Raw genomic sequence first — 17,070 nt, 5'->3', positions numbered from 1 at the left:
CTCAGAACAGCGCGGACTGGAGCGACCTGCGGGCCTTGCCCACGCGCGGGTCGTCGGAGGGAAGGATCTCGAAGAGCTTCAGCAGGTGCTTGCGCGCGGCGTCGCGATCGTCGCCCGCGGTGCGCCGGACGGTGGCGATCAGGCGGTCGAACGCGCCCTCGACGTCGCCGGTCACGACCTCGACGTCGGCGGCGCGGGTCTGCGCGGCCACGTCCGACGGGTCGGCGTCGGCCTCGGCGATGGCCTTCTGCGCGTCCAGGTCGCCGATGCGGCGGCCCAGCTCGATGCGGGCCAGCCCCGTCTTGGCGTACTCGTCGCGCGGATCGACGGCGAGGATCTGCTGGAACGCGTCGGCGGCCCGGTCGAGGTCGCCGGCGGCCAGGGCGTCCTCGGCGGCACCGTAGATCGGGTCGGGCTCGGGCAGTCCTTCGCCCGGCGCGGCCTCTCCCTCGGGCGCCTCGGGGAGGATGCCCTCCTGCCGCAGCGCCTCGAAGAGCTGGTCGATCGCCTGACGGACCTGCGCCTCGGGCGCGGCGCCGTTGAGGAACGGCATCAGCTGCCCGGCCACCACGACCGCGACGAACGGGATGCCGCGGATGCCCATCTGCTGCATGTAGGCGGCGAGCTGCTGGTTGGCGTCGATGTCGACCTTGGCCAGCACCCACTTGCCCGCGGCCTCGGTCGCGAGCTTCTCCAGGATCGGGCCCAGCTGCTTGCAGGGCCCGCACCACTCCGCCCAGAAGTCGACGAGGACCGGCACGGCCCGCGAACGCTCCACGACCTCGGTGTTGAAGGTCTGGTCGGTGACGTCCACGACGTACGGACCACCGGCCGCGTCAGAGCCGGGAGCGCCGGCGGCTCCAGGGGCACCACCGCCCGCGGCGGCGGCCTGGCGCTCCTGCTGCTTCTTCACGGCGGCCTGGCGCGCCCCGAGATCGACGGCCCCGTACAACGAAAAGTCCCGAGAAGACATGGCTCCATCCTGCCCCATGACGGGCCGCGACCGTACTCCCGTCCGCTCCCAGCGGAGCGGAAGTCGCCCGGCGGGTCCGCGGACAGAGCCGAACATTCCCTCGAATTCAGCCCTTCACAGCGAAGGCAAAGGATTCAGACGTTCGACTGTAAGAGCAAAAAGACTGCTGACAGCGATCACCAAGGCTGGTTATAGTCACGATGTCGATGCATCGTGCGACGGCAAAAGGGGGAGCCACCCGAACGCCCTGGGGAAGGGCTGATCAGGTGGCCACGGATGGAGACCGCGCGACCGGGGAAAGTCGCCGGCCCTCCGTTCATCGCCGGTCGCGGAACGCATGACGAAACAACGGGGGGTTACAAGTGATCGCGGAGCATTCCGCGATCGTGGCCCGAGGGATGGGTGTCCGCCGCGGGGGGCGGTGGCTCCTACGCCCGGTGGCCTTCGGCATCGCCGAAGGCGTGGTCGGCCTGGCCGGTCCACCTGGTGTCGGTAAATCCACTCTGCTGGCCACGTTCGCAACATTGCGCCGGCCGCATGCCGGTGCGCTCAAGATTCTCGGTTACGAGACCGGGAATTCCAGTGATCTGCGTGCGCTGCGCGCGCGGATCGGTTATCTGCCGGGCAATTTCGCCTGGGCCGACAACCTGACCGTCGGGGAGTTCGTCGCCTATGCCGCCTACTACAAACGAGTGCGTTCCAGTGCGACCCGTTCGGTGCTGAAACGGCTCGAACTCGAAGAATCGGAATCGACCGAGATGGCACTGGTTCCACCGGACGTCCGGTTGCGCGCCGGTCTCGCCGCGACGTGCGTGCACGAGCCCGAGCTGGTGTTGCTGGACGACCCCCTGCGCGACCTCGACGCGGCGGAGGCGAGCGAGATCATGCCTCTCGTCCGCGCCATGGCGCCGACCGTGCTGGTCTCGGCGGTCGAGCCGCGGACGCTCAACGGCTGGTGCGACCGCGTCTTCACGCTGGCCCGCGGCAAGCTCACCGAGTCGGCCGCCGAGCCGGTCCGCGAGCCGGTCCGCGGCGGCGCGCCGCGGGGACGCCGGCCGGACGTGGATCGAGCCGGGGGTGACGCGGCGCGTGACTCCGGTCGTGAGGTTCGCGAGGGGCGTGGAGGTCGTGAAGTGAGGTCGCGCTCGCCGCTTTCGCGGTTCGGACCCGAGCCACGAGGCGAGGGAAAGATGCCGTGGAGGCTCAGAGAACACTGCTCATCCGGTGTCTGAGCTCGGGCGGGTCCTCCGGTTGGAGGCCCGCCGGACGGCGCTGCTCGTCGCGGTGCCGTTGCTCACGGCGGTCGGCGTGGTCACCGCCTGGCTCTCGCTCGCGCATGACGTCGCGTACTGGGACGACTCGGTGGCCGCGCTGGTCAACGCGGTGCGGCTGCTGGGCCCGGCGGCGGCGGGCCTGTCGGCCTGGGTCGCGGTGCGCGAACGCCGCCTGGACTACCTGCGCGACCTCACCCCGCGCTCCCCGGCGACGGCGGCCCTGCTCGACATGGTGCTGCTGGCCGCCGCCGCGCTCGTCGCGTACGCCGGGGTCACGGCCGTGGTGGCCGTCGACACCCTGCTGCGCGACCAGGCGGGCGAGCCGCAGCTCCTCGGGGTCGTGGCGGGCGGCGTGGCACTCGTCCTGCACGTGGTCGTCGGCTACCTGGCCGGGCGGGCGGTCCCGCACCTCGCCACCGCGGCGGTCGTCGTGGCGGCGACCTGGGCGTGGGCCCAGCTGCGGGTGCCGGGCAGGTCCTGGTGGAGCCTGCTGCCGCCGGCCGCGTTCGACCGGGTCGAGCTCTACACGGGGCTGCGGGGCGAGGTGCTCGCGGCCCAGGCGCTGTGGGCGGCGGGCCTCGCCGCGGTGCTGGTCCTGACGTACGTGTGGGCGACGACGCGGCGGCCGTGGGCCGTCGTGCCGCTCGCCGCGGCGCTCGCGCTCACGGGCATGGCCACGGTCCGGCTCGCGGAGTCGGAGGGCCGCGCGGTCGGCCCGGTGGCGACCGGGACCACCTGCTCGCAGTGGCCCATCACGATCTGCGTGCACCCGGCGCTGAGCGAGGCGCTGCCCGGGTTGATGGCGGCGACGACGCCGCTGGCCGCGCGGTTGCGGGGAACGCCGGGCGAGTTCACCCGCGTCGAGCAGCGGCCCGCCGGGGCGCCCGCCGTGGTGTCCGGCGGCGTGGCCGGCATCCACCTCGACGACCTGTCCACCGGCTACGAGGCGCGGGCGGTGACCCAGATCCGGAACGGGCTGGTGAACGCCCAGGCCTGCGCGGCGCCGCGCAGGCCCGCCGCGGGCGAGTACCGGGCGATGGTGGACGCCTGGCTGCTGGGCGCCGAGCCCCCGGCCATCTCGGACGCGCGGGCGGCGCGTGCCTTCGGCGCCTGGACCGAGCAGCGGCGCCGCGTCTGGCTGCGCGCCAACTTCGCCGGTTACCGGCGCTGCGCGCTCACGCCGCGCGCGTTCCGCTGACACCGCCGACACGGCCGCGGGCCTCGGGCGAAGCGGCCTCGGGCCTCAGCGGGGAACCCTCTGCATGACCACGACGGAACCCCCCAGATCCGCCGTGATCATGCAGAAGCCTTGTCGTGGGCGGCGGCGACCGGCTCCCTGAGCCAGTACCGCTCCACGAAGTACGGGGCGAACGGAAGCACCGACGCGATCAGTGCCAGCACCGTGCGGCGGTTGTCCCACGCGAGCGGCCCCCGGACCAGGAAGACCAGGGCCACGAAGGCGACCCACAACGCCCCGTGAACCGGTCCCATGACCTGCACGATCAGATCGAAGTCCGAGGTGCGCCGGAGCACGGAACCGACCAGCAGGATCAGGAACGAGGTCGCCTCGGCGATCGAGACGTACCGGAAGATGCGCACGGTGTCCACGGTGGACCAACGTACCGGCACCCACGTGGTGTTTCGGTCACGGCCATGACGCTGATCACATTCCGTCCGGCCACAAGAGACGACCGGAACCCCGAGGTGAGGTGAACCGCGCCGATTGCCGGGAATGCCCCTGTGCATGGCCCGATCCGAACGCAAAGAGAAGACGCGCGAGAGCGCGCCCGAGCCGGAGGCCGCCCCGACCCCGGCTCCTACGACGCGCCGGCGCGGCGGCGGCCTGCGCGTCTCCCTCCTGCTGATAGTCGCCACCATCGCGCTCGTGCTGCTCGCGCAGCAGACGTTGCGGATGCTCCCGGACTGGATCAACCCGTTCGCCGAGGAGACCAAGGACCGCAGCGGCCCGGTCCTGCTGCAGTCGATCCGCGACCTGTCCCGGTACGAGGCCGCCAGCGGCAACTTCCAGGTCATCGTCGACCTGGAGAAGGACGCCAAGTTCCTGCCGGGCTCGGTGCGCGGCTCGCGCACGCTCTTCGTCGGGAACGGCTCGGTCGACGCCTACGTCGACTTCGGCAAGCTCGGCAACGGCGCGATCACCGTCAACGAGGACCGCACCGCGGTCACCCTGAAGCTGCCGCCCGCCCAGCTCGAGAAGACCAACCTCGACACCAAGAACAGCTACGTGTTCTCCGCCCAGCGCGGGCTGATCAACCGGTTCGGCGACTTCTTCGGCAACAACCCCAACAACCAGCAGCAGCTCTACGTGCTCGCGAGCGACAAGATCCAGACGGCCGCCAAGCAGAGCGGCCTCACCGCGCGGGCCGACCAGAACACCAGGCAGATGCTGGAGAACATGCTGCGCGCGCTCGGCTTCAAGACCGTGAAGATCCAGCAGGGCGCCACCCAGTGACGCGTGCTCTCGTGCGTCCGGAACGGCCGTTCCGGACGCACGGGCACACCAGGGCACGCAGGGCCGGAGAAACGCGGGACTAGGGCACGCGGATGATCAACGCGTCACCCTGGCCGCCGCCGCCGCAGAGCCCGGCGGCGCCGACGCCGCCGCCGCGGCGCTTGAGCTCGTAGGCCAGGTGGAGCACGATGCGGGCGCCGGACATGCCGACCGGGTGGCCGAGCGCGATCGCGCCGCCGTTGACGTTGACCTTGTCGGGGCCGACGCCGAGGTCCTTCATCGACTGCAGGCCGACCGAGGCGAAGGCCTCGTTGATCTCGATCAGGTCGAGGTCGCCGACGGCGAGCCCGTCCTTGCCGAGGGCGTGCTTGATGGCGTTGGACGGCTGGGACTGCAGCGAGTTGTCGGGGCCCGCGACGTTGCCGTGCGCGCCGATCTCGGCCAGCCAGGTGAGGCCGAGCTCCTCGGCCTTGGCCTTGGACATCACCACGACCGCGGCGGCGCCGTCGGAGATCTGCGACGCCGAGCCGGCGGTGATCGTGCCGTCCTTGGAGAACGCGGGCCGCAGCCGGGCGAGCGACTCGGCGGTGGTGTCGCCCCGCACGCCCTCGTCGGTGGCGAAGACCACGGGCTCGCCCTTGCGCTGCGGGATCTCGACCGGCGCGATCTCGTCCTCGAACACGCCGTTCTTGATCGCCTCGGCCGCGCGCCGGTGCGAACGGGCGGAGAACTCGTCCTGCTCCTCGCGGGAGATGCCGAGCTTGGCGTTGTGGCGCTCGGTCGACTCGCCCATGGACACGCCGTCGAAGGCGTCGGTGAGGGCGTCGTAGGCCATGTGGTCGAGCACCTCGACCGAGCCGTACTTGTAACCGCCGCGCGACTTGGGCAGCAGGTGCGGGGCCTGGGTCATCGACTCCATGCCGCCCGCCACGACGATGTCGAACTCGCCGGCCCGGATCAGCTGGTCGGCCAGCGCGATGGCGTCCAGCCCGGACAGGCAGACCTTGTTGATCGTGATCGACGGGACGGTCATCGGGATGCCCGCCTTGACCGCGGCCTGGCGCGACGGGATCTGGCCCGCGCCGGCCTGGAGCACCTGCCCCATGATCACGTACTCGACCTGGTCGCCGGAGATCCCCGCGCGCTCCAGCGCGTTCCTGATCGCGTGGGCGCCGAGGTCGGCGCCCGAGAAGTCCTTGAGCGAGCCGAGCAGGCGGCCGATCGGGGTGCGCGCTCCGGCGACGATCACGGACGAGGTGGTGCTCATGAGAGGGGGCCTCCACAAAGGTTCGGCGGCGACGTTTGCCACGATACCCAGGAGAGGCCGAGCCTGATTCGGCCGCCTCCGCCAACCGCCTCGACAGGGAGTCAACCCATGCTGACCCGCATCGACCACATCGGGATCGCCTGCCACGACCTGGAGGCCACCGTGGAGTTCTACCGGGAGACCTACGGCTTCGCCGACGTGCACTTCGAGGTGAACGAGGAGCAGGGCGTCCGGGAGGCGATGCTCAAGATCAACGCCACCGGGGACGGCGCGGCCAGTTACATCCAGCTGATCACGCCGATCCGGGAGGACTCGACGGTGGCCAAGTGGCTCGCCAAGAACGGCGAGGGCGTGCACCACATCGCGTTCGGCACCGACGGCGACGTCCAGGACGAGGCGGACGGCATCGCGGGCAAGGGCGTCCGGGTGCTCTACGACGAGCCGCGGCGGGGGTCGATGGGGTCGCGGATCACCTTCCTGCACCCGAAGGACTGCCACGGGGTGCTGACCGAGCTCGTCCAGAAGGCATCGAACGCACACTAGGGACCCTTACGCGGCGTTCCGCACCCGAAGATCCCTCATCGACCCGGTCGGGTGGATCCGTGCACGTCCGGTCACGGGCGGCGAGACGGCGCTGGTGAGTACATGATCTTGCACTCGGGGCGGTTCGGGTGTGTCGCGCAGATCGTGACGTGTTCGAAATCACAATGTTGTTCTTGGCGGCGAAGACCCCCCGCTCTGTAGCCGTTCCTGCGCGAATGGTGGCTTTGAGGGCGGCATACCGGTGCACCTGGGGCGCCGTGAGGCAAATTCACAAAAACGACAAAGTACGCAGCGCGTCAAGATGAGCCCCCAACACGGCAGCGGCGGGAGTACGCTGCTTTCGCCGGAAGAGGTCTGGGGCCGCTGCGCCGTCAGCCAGGCGATCAACCGGTCCCCGGAACCACACAGCAGCCCCGTCACATCAGGATTGAGCCACATGCAGTCCGACATCGACGCCCAGCTCAGCAACTTCTTCGAAGACACGCCCCCGCGCGAGTTCGACGTGGTGCTTCGCGGCTACGACCGGCACCAGGTCGACGAGCACATCAAGCAGCTCGACAACGAGGTCCGGCAGTCCCGCGAGTCGACCCAGGCGCTGCAGCGGGAGCTGTCGGACGCCCATCGGCAGTTGCAGGAACAGGAGCGCCCCACCTATTCGGGATTGGGCGCCCGGATCGAGCAGCTCCTGCGCCTCGCCGAGGAGCAGGCGACCGAGCTGGTCCAGGCGGCCCGCTCGGAGGCCAACGAGATCAAGGCCGCGGCCAAGGTCGACGCGGCCGAGCTCCGCGCCACCGCCGAGAACGACTCCTCCGAGATGCGCGCCACCGCCCAGCGCGAGGGCGACGACCTGCGCAACGCCGCCGAACGTGAGGCCGAGGAGGTGCGCACCTCGGCCCGCCGTGAGGCCGACGAGCTGACCTCCACGACCGAGCGCGAGGTCGCCAAGCTGCGCGCCACCGCCGACCACGAGGTCGCCGAGAAGCGCGCCGCCGCCGAGCGTGAGATCGCCAAGTTGCGCACCACCACCGAGCGCGAGGTCGCCCAGCTCCGGGCGTCCACCAAGCGCGAGCGCGACGAGATCCTCACCACCGCCAAGCGGCAGGCCGACGAGATGCGGGCCCAGGCCCAGCGCATCCTCGAGGAGAGCGAGGCCCAGCGCGCCCAGGCCGAGGCCGAGTTCGAGATCCAGCTGGCCGCCCGCCGCGAGGAGGCCGACCGGCAGGACGCCGAACGGCACGCCGCCGCGCAGGCCGCCACGCAGAAGCTGGTCGCCGAGGCCGAGCAGCGCGCCGCGTCCGCCGAGCAGCGGGCCGCCAAGGCGACCCAGCAGGCCGAGCAGACCCGGCGTGAGGCCGACTCGCACGCCAAGCAGCTCATGGCCAACGCGCGCAAGAACTCCGACCAGGTCATCGCGGAGGCCAAGGCGCAGGCCGAGCAGCTGCTCGCCGAGACCAAGGCCGAGGCCGACCGGGTGCGCACCTCCGCGCAGCGCCAGGTGGACGAGCTCACGCGCCAGCGCGACAGCATCACCAGCCACCTCAACCAGCTGCGTCAGCTGATCGGCGGCATGCAGCCCCCGATGGGCGCGGTGGAGGAGCTGCCCACCGCCGAGAAGCCCGCGCTGGAGGCCAAGCAGGCCCCGCAGCAGCAGCAGCCGCAGGGCGGCGGGCAGGCGCAGCAGCAGGCCAAGCAGGCCGCGGCGGCCAAGGCCGCACCGGCCAAGGGCGGCCAGCCGCAGGGCAAGAAGAACGAGGACGACGAGGACTGGTGGCAGGAGTAGTCGCCGCGGTTCCGCCGCGCAGGCGGAACGACGGCGTCTGACTCGATCCGTACGGGGCGGAAAAGCCTAGAGGTGGGCAACTACCTCTAGGCTTTTCGTCATCTGCCGGAAAAAGAGGTGTGCGGCGTGCCCGAAGAGACCCCCCATGACCGGTCGACGGCCCCCGGTGACGACCGGGACGAGGCCGTGGGCGGCGGTGCCGTGCCCGCGCCCGCGCCTGCCGGAGACGACGACCGGGAGCTGACCGGCGACGACGGCCGGACGATCCCCGACGGCGACCGCGACGAGGAGGATCCGGGCCGCGACCGCGCGGCCGGCACCGCCGATCGTGACCGCGACGAGGACGAGGACGACGCCGGTGGGGCGCCGGAGCGGGTGCCCGCCACCGTCGAGCGCACGGTCATCGAGAAGACGACCGTCGAGGGCAGCGTCCCGGCGCCCGATCCGGTGCACGACCTCGAGCAGCGCAAGATCGAGGCCGGTGCCGACCACCGGTTCCCGTTCGGCCGTCCGGGCGAGCCGCTCGGGCGCGCGCACCCGTTCGTGTTCGGCTTCGTCGCCGCCCTCGGCGTCATCACCGCCTGGCAGCTCCTCAACACGCTGCAGAACGCCAAGTCGGTGCTGGTGATGATCGTCGTGGCGATGTTCCTCGCGGTCGGGCTCAACCCGGCGGTCGAACGGCTCCGGAAGGTCGGGCTGCCGCGCGGCCTCGCGGTCGGCACGGTCTTCCTCGGCGTGATCCTCTTCTTCGCCGGCTTCGTCGCCTCGCTCGTCCAGCCGGTCTCCGAGCAGACCACCGAGCTGCGCGAGAACATCCCCGCCTACGTCAAGCAGCTCCAGGAGAACCGCACCCTCGCCGAGTGGGACCAGCGTTACGGGCTGCTTGAGCGTGCCGAGGAGTTCGTCAACAGCCAGGATTTCCAGACCAAGATGACCGGTTACGCCACCGGCATCGGCAAGGTCGCGGTCAACGGCATCTTCCAGACCGTGACGATCCTGATCCTCACGCTCTACTTCCTGAGCTCGCTGCCGCAGATCAAGACGTTCTTCTACAAGCTCGCGCCACGCACCCGAAGAGCCAGGATCGCCCTGCTGGGCGACGAGATCCTGGACCGGATCGGCGGGTACGTCGCGGGCCAGTTCACCATCGCGTTCATCGCCGGCGTCACGTCCTACGTCTTCCTGGAGATCATGGGGGTGAAGTACGCGATAGCACTGGCGCTGATCGTCGCGGTCACCGACCTCATCCCGCTGATCGGCGCGACCATCGGCGCGGTGGTCGTCTGCACGGTCGCGTTCCTCACCGGGGACGGGGCGACCGCGGGCATCGCCTGCGTGATCTTCTACATCATCTACCAGCAGGTGGAGAACTACGTCGTCTATCCGCGCGTCATGAAACGCACGGTGGACGTGCAGCCGGCGGTCACGATCGTGGCGGCGCTCGTCGGCGCGGCGCTGCTGGGCGTCGTCGGGGCCCTGCTGGCCATCCCGACCGCGGCCGCGATCTCGCTGATCATCCGCGAGGTGGTGGTCCCCCGCCAGGAGTCCATGTGACGGGACGCCGCGCCGTGACCGGCGCCGCCTCGTGACGGGACGCCGCGTCAGCCCTTCATCCGGGCCAGCGCGGCGGCGAACTCCGCGACCGCCTGGTTGAACAGGTCCGGCTGCTCCACCGGGCTCAGATGACCGGCGCGCGGGATGACCAGCAGCTCGGCGTTGGGGATCGCCTCCACCATGGCGCGCGCCTCGTCCTCGGTGGACAGCGTGTCCTCGGCGCCGACGACGACGAGCGCGGGCACCTTGAGCCCGCGCAGCGTCTCGAACGCGTCGCCGCGCGCGGCCATGGCGCGTTGCGCCCAGGCCGCCGCCGGCGCCGGCGTGGCCTGCACGAGCCCGCGCACCCGCCCGTAGACCAGGGCGCGCTGCCGGAACGTCGTCGGCCCGACCAGATGCGGCAGCACCTCGTCCACCAGGACGCCGACACTGCCCTCGGACTCCAGCCGTTCCGCCTGCGCGAGCCGGGCCGCGCGGGCCTCGTCGGAATCGGCCCCGCCGCGGGTGTCGGCCAGCACCACCCCCATGACGAGGTCGGGATGGCGGCGGCACATCGCCATCGCCACGTATCCGCCCATGGAGAGCCCGCCGAGCACCGCCCGCGCGATGCCGATCCGTTTGAACATCCGGGCCACGTCGTCGGCCATCTCGTCCAGGGACGGCTCGGCCTCGCCGAGCACCGAACCGCCGAACCCGCGCAGGTCCGGGGTGACGACCCGGAACCGCGCCGCGAGGCCCTCGCGCTGGGCGAGCCACATCGCCGAGGAGAGCGGAAAGGCGTGCAGCAGTACGAGTGGCGTGCCGGCACCCACATCCCTGGCGTAAAGCTGCACGGTCATGGTGGCGCATCCCTCCCCGGTTCTCGAGCCTGAAAACCGCCGTGCACACGGCGGCTAGGCAATCGTCACCCCGTTGAGCGGATTCACGGAGAGGAGTGGCCGTGATCGGCCGTCCCGGTTTAGCCGTCCGTTTTGTCCCATTCGGTGGGGAGCGGATACGCACCAGGGGCCACACGCTTCACTATCTCGTTCAACACCACCCGCACATAGGGTTCACCGACCCACAGATGTTTGGCGCCGTCCACAGCGATCACGTCCGCCTGGGGCACGCGCTTGAAACGTTCACGGGCCTCGGCCGGGCGCAGATAGTCGTCGAACTCGGGGACCAGCGCCACCACCGGCCGGCCGTCTGCGCCCCACGCGTCGAGGTCGGCGTCGGTCGCCCGGTGCAGCGGCGGCGACAGCAGGATCGCGCCCTCGACCAACGGATCACGCCCCCACCTGAGCGCCAGCTCGGTGCCGAACGACCAGCCGAGCAGCCACGGGTGCGGCAGGTCGTGGAACTCGGCGTACTCCAGGGCGGCGGCGACGTCGAACCGTTCGCTCTCGCCCTCGCCGAACTCTCCCTGGCTGGTGCCGTGCACCGAGGTCGTCCCGCGCGTGTTGAACCGCAGCACCGCCACGCCGGCCAGCGCGGGCAGCCGGTAGGACGCCTTGCGCAGCACGTGGCTGTCCATCATTCCCTCGGCCGTCGGCAGCGGATGCAGGCAGACCAGGGTCGCCACCGGGGGCCGCTCGGCGGGCAGCGCCAGCTCGCCGATCAGCTCGAGCCCGTCGGAGGTGTGCAGCGTGACGGGCTCGCGCCGGGCGGGCAGGACCGTCGCCGCCCTGATCTCGGACATGGGTCTCCTCGCAGTCAAGTCGGCAAGTCAGGCGGTCAGTACCGGGGGGCGTTGCGCGACCGCTGGATCTTGGGGGCGCGGCGTCCCCGGGCGTTCCAGCACGGCCGGTGCCAGTGCCGCCGGTCGTCGGCCCCGCCGCGCCCGCCGGCGGGCCAGACCACCAGGTGCCCGACGCCGGGCGGGATCTCCTGGTCGCACCCCGGGCAGCGGTAGGCCTTCACCGCGCCGGCCCCGGCGATCGTACGGACGATCCACTCGCCGTCCGCGCCCTCCTCGGTGCTCTGGTCCCAATAAGAACCGCCGCCCGCCTCGGTCTTGGGACCGGAGGCGGGACGGCGGTTCTTGCGCGGGCTCATGAATCCCAGGATAGGAGGCGATCAGCGCAGCGTGCGCCCGGCCGTGACGTGCTCCTCCAGCAGCGGCGCCGGCGACAGCGCGGGCTCGCGGCTCTCGGCGTAGAGGGCGCGCAGCACCGTGACGGCCCGATCGAGACCGAGCCGATCCAGGTCGGCGACCGGACCGGTCGGGTAACCGCACCCCAGCGTCATCGCCGCGTCGATCGAGTCGGCGTCGGCGTATCCGGCGCCGAGCATCGCCGCCGCGTCGTTCAGGTAAGGGAAGCGCAGCGCGTCCACGATGAACCCGGCACGGTCGCGGCAGCGCACGGGCGTGAGGCCCAGCGCGGCGGCGTGCGCGGCGGCCCGGTCGGCCACGTCCGGCCCGGTCGCGACGGTGGCGACGACCTCGGCGAGCGGGCCGCCCGGCTCGGGCAGGTGCAGCCCGACCACGTCGGCGGGGCGCCCGGTCGCCATCGCCGCCTCGATCACCGGGACCGCGGCGGACGTGGTGGCGAGGACGGCGCCGGGCCCGGCGGCCTGAGCGGCCTTCTCCAGGAGGGCCGTGCGCGCCGCGGCGTCGCCGGTCCCGGCCTCGATGATCAGGGCGCAGCCGGCGAGGTCGGTGAGGGCGGACGCGTCATCGGCGAGGTGCCGGACCTCGCCGCCCGCCCCCGCCGCGGCGGCCACGAGCGCGACCGCCTCGGCGCCGTCGCCCAGCACGCCGAGGACGGGCCGCGACGCCTCGGCGTCCGCCGCCTCCGCCTCGGGCGCGGACGTGTCGTAGGAGTAGAAGCCGCGGCCGGTCTTGCGGCCCAGCAGGCCGGCCGTGACCAGCTCGCGCAGCACCGGCGCGGGCGCGTGCCGGCGGTCGCGCGACTCGCGGTAGACGGCCTCCAGCACCTCCAGGCAGGTGTCGAGGCCGATGAGGTCCATCAGGGTGAACGGGCCCATCGGGAGGCCGCCGCCGACCTTCATCGCGGTGTCGATGTCGTCGCGGGTCGCGTGCCCCGAGCCGAGCATCGTCGCGGCCTGGTTGAGGTAGCCGAACAGCAGCCGGTTGGCCACGAACCCGGCCCGGTCGCCTACGGTCACCGGCGTCTTGCCCAGGCCCTCGACCAGGTCGGCCACCCGGGCGACCGCGCCGTCCTCGGTGAGGACCGTGCCGATGACCTCGACCAGCTTCATGACCGGGGCGGGGTTGAAGAAGTGCACCCCGACGATCTTGGCGGGCCGGCCGGTGGTGACCGCGATGTCGGTGACCGACAGGGACGAGGTGTTGGTCGCGAGCACCGCGTCCGCCCGGCAGACCTCGTCGAGGCGCTCGAACACCCGCCGCTTGAGGTCGAGGCGTTCCGGCACCGCCTCGATCACCAGGTCGCAGTCGCCGAGGTCGGCGAAGTCGGTGGACAGCACGATCCGGTCGAGGATCTCGCGCTGCGCCTCCGCGGTGAGCCGGCCGCGCTTGACCGCCCGGCCCGTCGAGCCCTCCAGGTGACCCCGGCCGCGATCCAGCGCCTCCTGGTTGATCTCGATGCCGACGACCGCCAGGCCGCCCCGGGCGAGGACCTCGGCGATCCCCGCTCCCATCGTGCCGAGTCCGACGACTCCGACCTTGCTGAACGAACCACCACTCATGCCTGGCAGTCTCCCAGAACCGCGACCGGCGCCCCGATCGCGGGTACCAGGTCCTGCGTGCGCCTCGGAATCTTCCTTCTCGCGACCCGCTTCCCCGGCGAGTCCGACACCGCCGCCCTCCTCCGTACGGCCGACGCGGCGCTGGCCGCCGAACGGGCCGGATTCGACGACGTGTGGATCGCCGAACACCACTTCATGACGTACGGCGTCTGCCCCTCCGCGATCACCCTCGCCGGGCACCTCCTCGGCAGGACCACCCGGATCCACGTCGGCACCGCCGTCAGCGTCCTGTCCACCCAGCACCCGGTGGCGCTGGCCGAGCAGGCCGCCCTGCTGGCGGCGGTCTCGGGCGGCCGGCTGCGCCTGGGCGTCGGGCGCGGCGGGCCATGGCGCGATCTGGAGGTCTTCGGAACGGGCCTGGCCCGGTACGAGGACGCCTTCGCCGAGTCCCTCGACCTCCTGCTCGCCTGGCTGCGCGGTCCCGAGCGGCTCGGGTGGTCGGGCGAGCACTTCGGCTTCCGCGAGGTCCCCGTCGTTCCGCGTACGGCGGAGCCGCCGCCCGTCACGGTCGCCTGCACCTCTCCCGGGACCGAGCGGATCGCCGCCGCGCGCGGCCTGCCGATGCTGCTCGGCATGCACGTGGGGAACGCCGGCAAGGCGGCCGCGGTGGCCCGGCACGGCGGCGACCCGGCCGCGCACGTCTCCGCTCACCTGGCGCAGGTGGCCGGCTCGCGCGAGGAGGCCGTGGCGATGCTGCTGCGCGAGATGCCCCGCTGGCTCGGCCCGGGCCTCGACGGGTACGTCCCGGTGGACGACCGTCCCCGGCCGGAGCGTGACCCGGTGGCCTACGCGCGGCACCTGTGCGACCTCGGGCACCCGGTCGGGTCGCCCGACGACTGCGCGAGCGCGCTGCTGGAGACGGCCGAACGGACCGGCGTGCGGCACCTCGTCCTGCACGCCGAGGCGGCGGGCTCGCGGGAGGCGACGCTGGAGAACATCGCCCGCCTGGGAGACGAGGTCGTCCCCAGGATCCGCGCGGCCACGACGCCCACCTCAGGGAATCGCTGAAAGTAGCCGTGGGATCACGCAACGGGACGTATGGTCTTTCTCATGCCTGACAGTGATCTCGCACCGACGGACGACTACAAGGATCTTCTGGACTCCATCAGGGAGCTCATCGACGAATACACCCGTTCGCTGCCGGACGACGAGCCCGAGCGGGCCGAATGAGCCGTGGACGTGAGAGGTGCCGGAGGGCCGTCCGGGCGGGCGCCCCTCCGGCACCGCGCGTTCAGCAGTCCCGCAGTTCGGGCGACTGGTTGAGGATCTGCTCCCGCGGCGTCACGAACCGCCGGTAGGCCGCCGAGTCATCGGCCGGGAACACCGCGACCCGGTGGCAGTTCTGGAACGCCAGCTTCACGCCGAAGTAGCGCTCCAGCGTCCCGCGCATGGAGTCGCTGGCCAGGACGCGCAGCAGCTGGCCGCGCGCCTGCTCGTCCGGGGGCGGGGTGTGGTTGTCGGCGAAGTCGCCGCCGTCCACCTGCAGCCGGGCGACGAGCCCGCTGATCATCTCCCAGGCGTACGGGAGCGAGGTACGGATGCAGTCGACGAACGCCGCGTCGTCGATCTCGCCCCGTTGCGCCGTTTCGAGGAGTTCCGGAGTCACGTCAAGGGACATTGCCGAGTCCTTTCACGAGCTGTGACGAACACGCACCACTCGTGACGCTAGGTCGGGCCCCTCCGGAATTCCAGGCCTTGACAGCCACCCTTACATCGGCGATGCCTGGAATGATCGTTCGTCATGGACGATCCGCTCGCGGGGCTGGACGACGTCGACTGGGCGAAACTGCGGCACGCCTACGGCCCGGCGGCGGATGTGCCCGGCCGGCTGCGCGGGCTGCTCGGCTCGGACGACGAGCGGCAGGAGGCCCTCGGGGCGCTCTACGGCAACATCTTCCACCAGGGCACCCGCTACGAGGCGGCCGCGCACGCGGTGCCCTTCCTGCTCGCGCTGCTGGCCGACCCGGCGACGCCCGAGCGCGCCGACCTCCCTTACCTTCTCGTGGCCCTCGCGATCGGCTTCGACGAGTCCCACCTCCCGGACCCGGTCGACATCGAGGGCTGGCGCGGCGAACTGCGCCGGATGCGCGCCGCCGACCCCGCCGAGAAGGACCGCGAGTTCGACGCCTGGGTCGCGGCGGCGCCCGACGAGGCCGAACGGCGCAGCCGCGAGTGGAGCCGGTCGCCGAACGGCTTCCGCGAGGACCTGTGGTTCGCCGAGGGCGCGCTGGCCTCCTACGACGCGGTGCGGGCCGGTACGCCGGTCTTCCTCGACCTGCTCGGCCGGGACGACCCCGGGCTGCGCGCGGGCGGGGCATACGCGCTCGCCTGGTTCCCCGAGGAGGCCGCGGTCTCGGTCCCGGCGCTCCGCGCGCTGGCGGAGGCCGAGACGGTCGCCCCGGTCGCCGCGAACGCCATGGTGGCGCTGGGTCTGCTCGGCGACGGCGACGCCGTCCCGCTGCTCAGGGAACGGCTTGCGGGCGACGACCCGCTCCCGCGCTGGGGCGCCGCCATCGCGCTCGCCCGGCTCGGCCACACCGATCCCGGCGTGGTCGGCGTGCTGGCCTCGGCGGCCGCCGCTCCCCCGGAGCAGGACGACGGCCTCCAGGTCGCGTTCCACGAGAGCGACCTGCGCGGGTACGCGTCCGAGGCCCTGGCGGCCATGCGGGACCCGGCGCCGGAGGCCGTCTCGGCCGTGCTGGAGGGCCTCGCCCGGACCTCCGAGATCTCCGCGTTCCCGATCACGGCGGCGGCGCTGCGGATGACGTTCGGCGAGCCGGGCGCGGCGCCGGCCCCCGCCTTCGCCGAGCTGACCGGCCCGCAGCGGGAGACCGTCATGGCGCTGGCCGGGCTCGACGAGAAGACCTGGCACTGGGTCAACTTCACCGAGATCGTCGAGGCCTGGGGGCTTCCCCGGGACCGCGCCGCGTTCCGTGCCTACGCCGGGCTCTGACCTGCCAGCGTGCGGGCCATCAGCACGTCGTCCACGTACTGCCCGTCGATGCGGAACTCGTCCCGGAGCACCCCCTCGACCGCGAAGCCCGCGGCGGCGTAGAGGCGCTGGGCGGCGGCGTTCCAGCCGAGCACCCGGAGCGTGACCCGGCGGGCGCCCTGCCGCGCGGCCTCCGCGCACGCCGCCTCGACCAGCGCCCGGCCGACCCCGTGGCCGCGCGCGGCGGCGTCGACGGCGAGCCCCTGGATCTGGCGCACATGATCGCCGCAGGGTCCGGGGACCGGCTGGACGATCCTGATGTAGCCGACCACCCGGCCGTCGCGTTCGGCGACCAGGTGCTGCTCGGGCGTGTGCGCGACGTCGAAGAAGTGCCGCCCCTCGGGCGGTTCGGGGAGGACGGCGTGGACCGGCGACCAGGTGCGCCGGTCGAGGTCGGCCAGGACGGCGTCGTCGGCCCGGCGCGCGGTGCGGATCTCGGTCACACGGCTCATTCTGGCGGAGTACGGCGGGTGGGCGGCGGGCACCCCGCGGGCTCACTA

The 17,070-nt window shown here is 72.2% G+C and carries 17 protein-coding genes; 8 read left to right on the top strand and 9 right to left on the bottom strand.

From position 1 onward, the window contains the following. Position 1: 1 nt before the first annotated feature. On the bottom strand, positions 2 to 973 hold the full coding sequence (locus tag ABZ810_RS08770; RefSeq protein ID WP_358401046.1) for a tetratricopeptide repeat protein: 972 nt from the start codon (positions 971 to 973) through the stop codon (positions 2 to 4). Positions 974 to 1,410: 437 nt separating this feature from the next. On the opposite strand from ABZ810_RS08770, the gene ABZ810_RS08765 reads away from it, so the two are divergent. After that, positions 1,411 to 2,205 carry an ATP-binding cassette domain-containing protein gene (locus ABZ810_RS08765; RefSeq protein WP_358401044.1) on the top strand — a complete coding sequence of 265 codons (795 nt, stop codon included), beginning with the start codon at positions 1,411 to 1,413 and terminating at the stop codon, positions 2,203 to 2,205. Next, positions 2,198 to 3,445, top strand: a complete 1,248-nt coding sequence (locus ABZ810_RS08760) for a hypothetical protein (protein ID WP_358401042.1) — start codon at positions 2,198 to 2,200, stop codon at positions 3,443 to 3,445. Before ABZ810_RS08765 ends, ABZ810_RS08760 begins: the two co-directional genes overlap by 8 nt. 98 nt (positions 3,446 to 3,543) lie before the next feature. Here the strand turns inward: ABZ810_RS08760 and ABZ810_RS08755 are convergent, their stop codons facing one another. Beyond that, a complete protein-coding gene (locus tag ABZ810_RS08755) occupies positions 3,544 to 3,855 on the bottom strand; it encodes a DUF3817 domain-containing protein (protein WP_358401039.1) in 312 nt (103 codons plus the stop codon). Between the two features lie 136 nt (positions 3,856 to 3,991). Here ABZ810_RS08755 and ABZ810_RS08750 point away from each other — a divergent pair, with 136 nt between their 5' ends. Next, positions 3,992 to 4,720 carry a DUF4230 domain-containing protein gene (locus tag ABZ810_RS08750; RefSeq protein ID WP_358401037.1) on the top strand — a complete coding sequence of 243 codons (729 nt, stop codon included), beginning with the start codon at positions 3,992 to 3,994 and terminating at the stop codon, positions 4,718 to 4,720. A 79-nt stretch (positions 4,721 to 4,799) separates the two neighbouring features. Here ABZ810_RS08750 and ABZ810_RS08745 read toward each other — a convergent pair whose 3' ends face one another. Next, the gene (locus ABZ810_RS08745) at positions 4,800 to 5,987 is read right to left on the bottom strand and encodes an acetyl-CoA C-acetyltransferase (protein ID WP_358401035.1); all 1,188 of its coding nucleotides are present in this window, start codon (positions 5,985 to 5,987) and stop codon (positions 4,800 to 4,802) included. 108 nt (positions 5,988 to 6,095) lie between these two features. Between ABZ810_RS08745 and mce the strand changes: the two genes are divergently transcribed. The 3 genes from mce to ABZ810_RS08730 all read left to right on the top strand — a co-directional run bounded on the left by mce (position 6,096) and on the right by ABZ810_RS08730 (position 9,864). Continuing rightward, positions 6,096 to 6,530 (top strand): methylmalonyl-CoA epimerase, encoded by a 435-nt coding sequence (mce, locus tag ABZ810_RS08740; RefSeq protein ID WP_358401033.1) that lies wholly within the window; start codon positions 6,096 to 6,098, stop codon positions 6,528 to 6,530. Positions 6,531 to 6,966: 436 nt separating this feature from the next. After that, positions 6,967 to 8,310: a DivIVA domain-containing protein gene (locus ABZ810_RS08735; protein WP_358401031.1), complete on the top strand. Its 1,344-nt coding sequence runs from the start codon at positions 6,967 to 6,969 to the stop codon at positions 8,308 to 8,310. A 126-nt stretch (positions 8,311 to 8,436) separates the two neighbouring features. Further along, positions 8,437 to 9,864, top strand: coding sequence for an AI-2E family transporter (locus tag ABZ810_RS08730; protein ID WP_358401029.1), 1,428 nt, complete (start codon positions 8,437 to 8,439; stop codon positions 9,862 to 9,864). A 47-nt stretch (positions 9,865 to 9,911) separates the two neighbouring features. Here the strand turns inward: ABZ810_RS08730 and ABZ810_RS08725 are convergent, their stop codons facing one another. The 4 genes from ABZ810_RS08725 to ABZ810_RS08710 form a co-directional block, all read right to left on the bottom strand. Beyond that, on the bottom strand, positions 9,912 to 10,703 hold the full coding sequence (locus ABZ810_RS08725) for an alpha/beta fold hydrolase (protein ID WP_358401027.1): 792 nt from the start codon (positions 10,701 to 10,703) through the stop codon (positions 9,912 to 9,914). Positions 10,704 to 10,822: 119 nt separating this feature from the next. Next, positions 10,823 to 11,545, bottom strand: coding sequence for an alpha/beta hydrolase (locus ABZ810_RS08720; RefSeq protein WP_358401025.1), 723 nt, complete (start codon positions 11,543 to 11,545; stop codon positions 10,823 to 10,825). A gap of 35 nt (positions 11,546 to 11,580) precedes the next feature. Then, on the bottom strand, positions 11,581 to 11,901 hold the full coding sequence (locus tag ABZ810_RS08715; protein WP_358401023.1) for an ATP/GTP-binding protein: 321 nt from the start codon (positions 11,899 to 11,901) through the stop codon (positions 11,581 to 11,583). Between the two features lie 21 nt (positions 11,902 to 11,922). Next, positions 11,923 to 13,518, bottom strand: a complete 1,596-nt coding sequence (locus tag ABZ810_RS08710) for a 3-hydroxybutyryl-CoA dehydrogenase (protein WP_358401020.1) — start codon at positions 13,516 to 13,518, stop codon at positions 11,923 to 11,925. Positions 13,519 to 13,575: 57 nt separating this feature from the next. Here ABZ810_RS08710 and ABZ810_RS08705 point away from each other — a divergent pair, with 57 nt between their 5' ends. Further along, positions 13,576 to 14,586, top strand: coding sequence for an LLM class flavin-dependent oxidoreductase (locus ABZ810_RS08705; protein WP_358401018.1), 1,011 nt, complete (start codon positions 13,576 to 13,578; stop codon positions 14,584 to 14,586). 223 nt (positions 14,587 to 14,809) lie between these two features. Here ABZ810_RS08705 and ABZ810_RS08700 read toward each other — a convergent pair whose 3' ends face one another. Beyond that, positions 14,810 to 15,196: an SCO5389 family protein gene (locus ABZ810_RS08700; protein ID WP_358401015.1), complete on the bottom strand. Its 387-nt coding sequence runs from the start codon at positions 15,194 to 15,196 to the stop codon at positions 14,810 to 14,812. A gap of 123 nt (positions 15,197 to 15,319) precedes the next feature. Here ABZ810_RS08700 and ABZ810_RS08695 point away from each other — a divergent pair, with 123 nt between their 5' ends. Beyond that, entirely contained in the window at positions 15,320 to 16,531 is a 1,212-nt protein-coding gene (locus ABZ810_RS08695) for a HEAT repeat domain-containing protein (RefSeq protein WP_358401013.1), read from the top strand. Here ABZ810_RS08695 and ABZ810_RS08690 read toward each other — a convergent pair. Continuing rightward, positions 16,516 to 17,022, bottom strand: coding sequence for a GNAT family N-acetyltransferase (locus ABZ810_RS08690; RefSeq protein ID WP_358401011.1), 507 nt, complete (start codon positions 17,020 to 17,022; stop codon positions 16,516 to 16,518). The genes ABZ810_RS08695 and ABZ810_RS08690 overlap by 16 nt on opposite strands. Positions 17,023 to 17,070 lie beyond the last annotated feature (48 nt).

It is taken from the genome of Spirillospora sp. NPDC047279, assembly GCF_040643285.1.
Lineage (GTDB): Bacteria > Actinomycetota > Actinomycetes > Streptosporangiales > Streptosporangiaceae > Spirillospora.
This window is presented reverse-complemented; position numbering and strand designations above follow the sequence as displayed.

What these genes read in the sequence shown, in the direction of transcription:
- ABZ810_RS08770 (WP_358401046.1), bottom strand. Translation starts at nt 973, where the DNA reads ATGTCTTCTCGGGACTTTTCGTTGTACGGGGCCGTCGATCTCGGGGCG.
- ABZ810_RS08750 (WP_358401037.1), top strand. Translation starts at nt 3,992, where the DNA reads ATGGCCCGATCCGAACGCAAAGAGAAGACGCGCGAGAGCGCGCCCGAG.
- ABZ810_RS08745 (WP_358401035.1), bottom strand. Translation starts at nt 5,987, where the DNA reads ATGAGCACCACCTCGTCCGTGATCGTCGCCGGAGCGCGCACCCCGATC.
- mce (WP_358401033.1), top strand. Translation starts at nt 6,096, where the DNA reads ATGCTGACCCGCATCGACCACATCGGGATCGCCTGCCACGACCTGGAG.
- ABZ810_RS08735 (WP_358401031.1), top strand. Translation starts at nt 6,967, where the DNA reads ATGCAGTCCGACATCGACGCCCAGCTCAGCAACTTCTTCGAAGACACG.
- ABZ810_RS08725 (WP_358401027.1), bottom strand. Translation starts at nt 10,703, where the DNA reads ATGACCGTGCAGCTTTACGCCAGGGATGTGGGTGCCGGCACGCCACTC.
- ABZ810_RS08720 (WP_358401025.1), bottom strand. Translation starts at nt 11,545, where the DNA reads ATGTCCGAGATCAGGGCGGCGACGGTCCTGCCCGCCCGGCGCGAGCCC.
- ABZ810_RS08715 (WP_358401023.1), bottom strand. Translation starts at nt 11,901, where the DNA reads ATGAGCCCGCGCAAGAACCGCCGTCCCGCCTCCGGTCCCAAGACCGAG.
- ABZ810_RS08710 (WP_358401020.1), bottom strand. Translation starts at nt 13,518, where the DNA reads ATGAGTGGTGGTTCGTTCAGCAAGGTCGGAGTCGTCGGACTCGGCACG.
- ABZ810_RS08700 (WP_358401015.1), bottom strand. Translation starts at nt 15,196, where the DNA reads ATGTCCCTTGACGTGACTCCGGAACTCCTCGAAACGGCGCAACGGGGC.
- ABZ810_RS08695 (WP_358401013.1), top strand. Translation starts at nt 15,320, where the DNA reads ATGGACGATCCGCTCGCGGGGCTGGACGACGTCGACTGGGCGAAACTG.
- ABZ810_RS08690 (WP_358401011.1), bottom strand. Translation starts at nt 17,022, where the DNA reads ATGAGCCGTGTGACCGAGATCCGCACCGCGCGCCGGGCCGACGACGCC.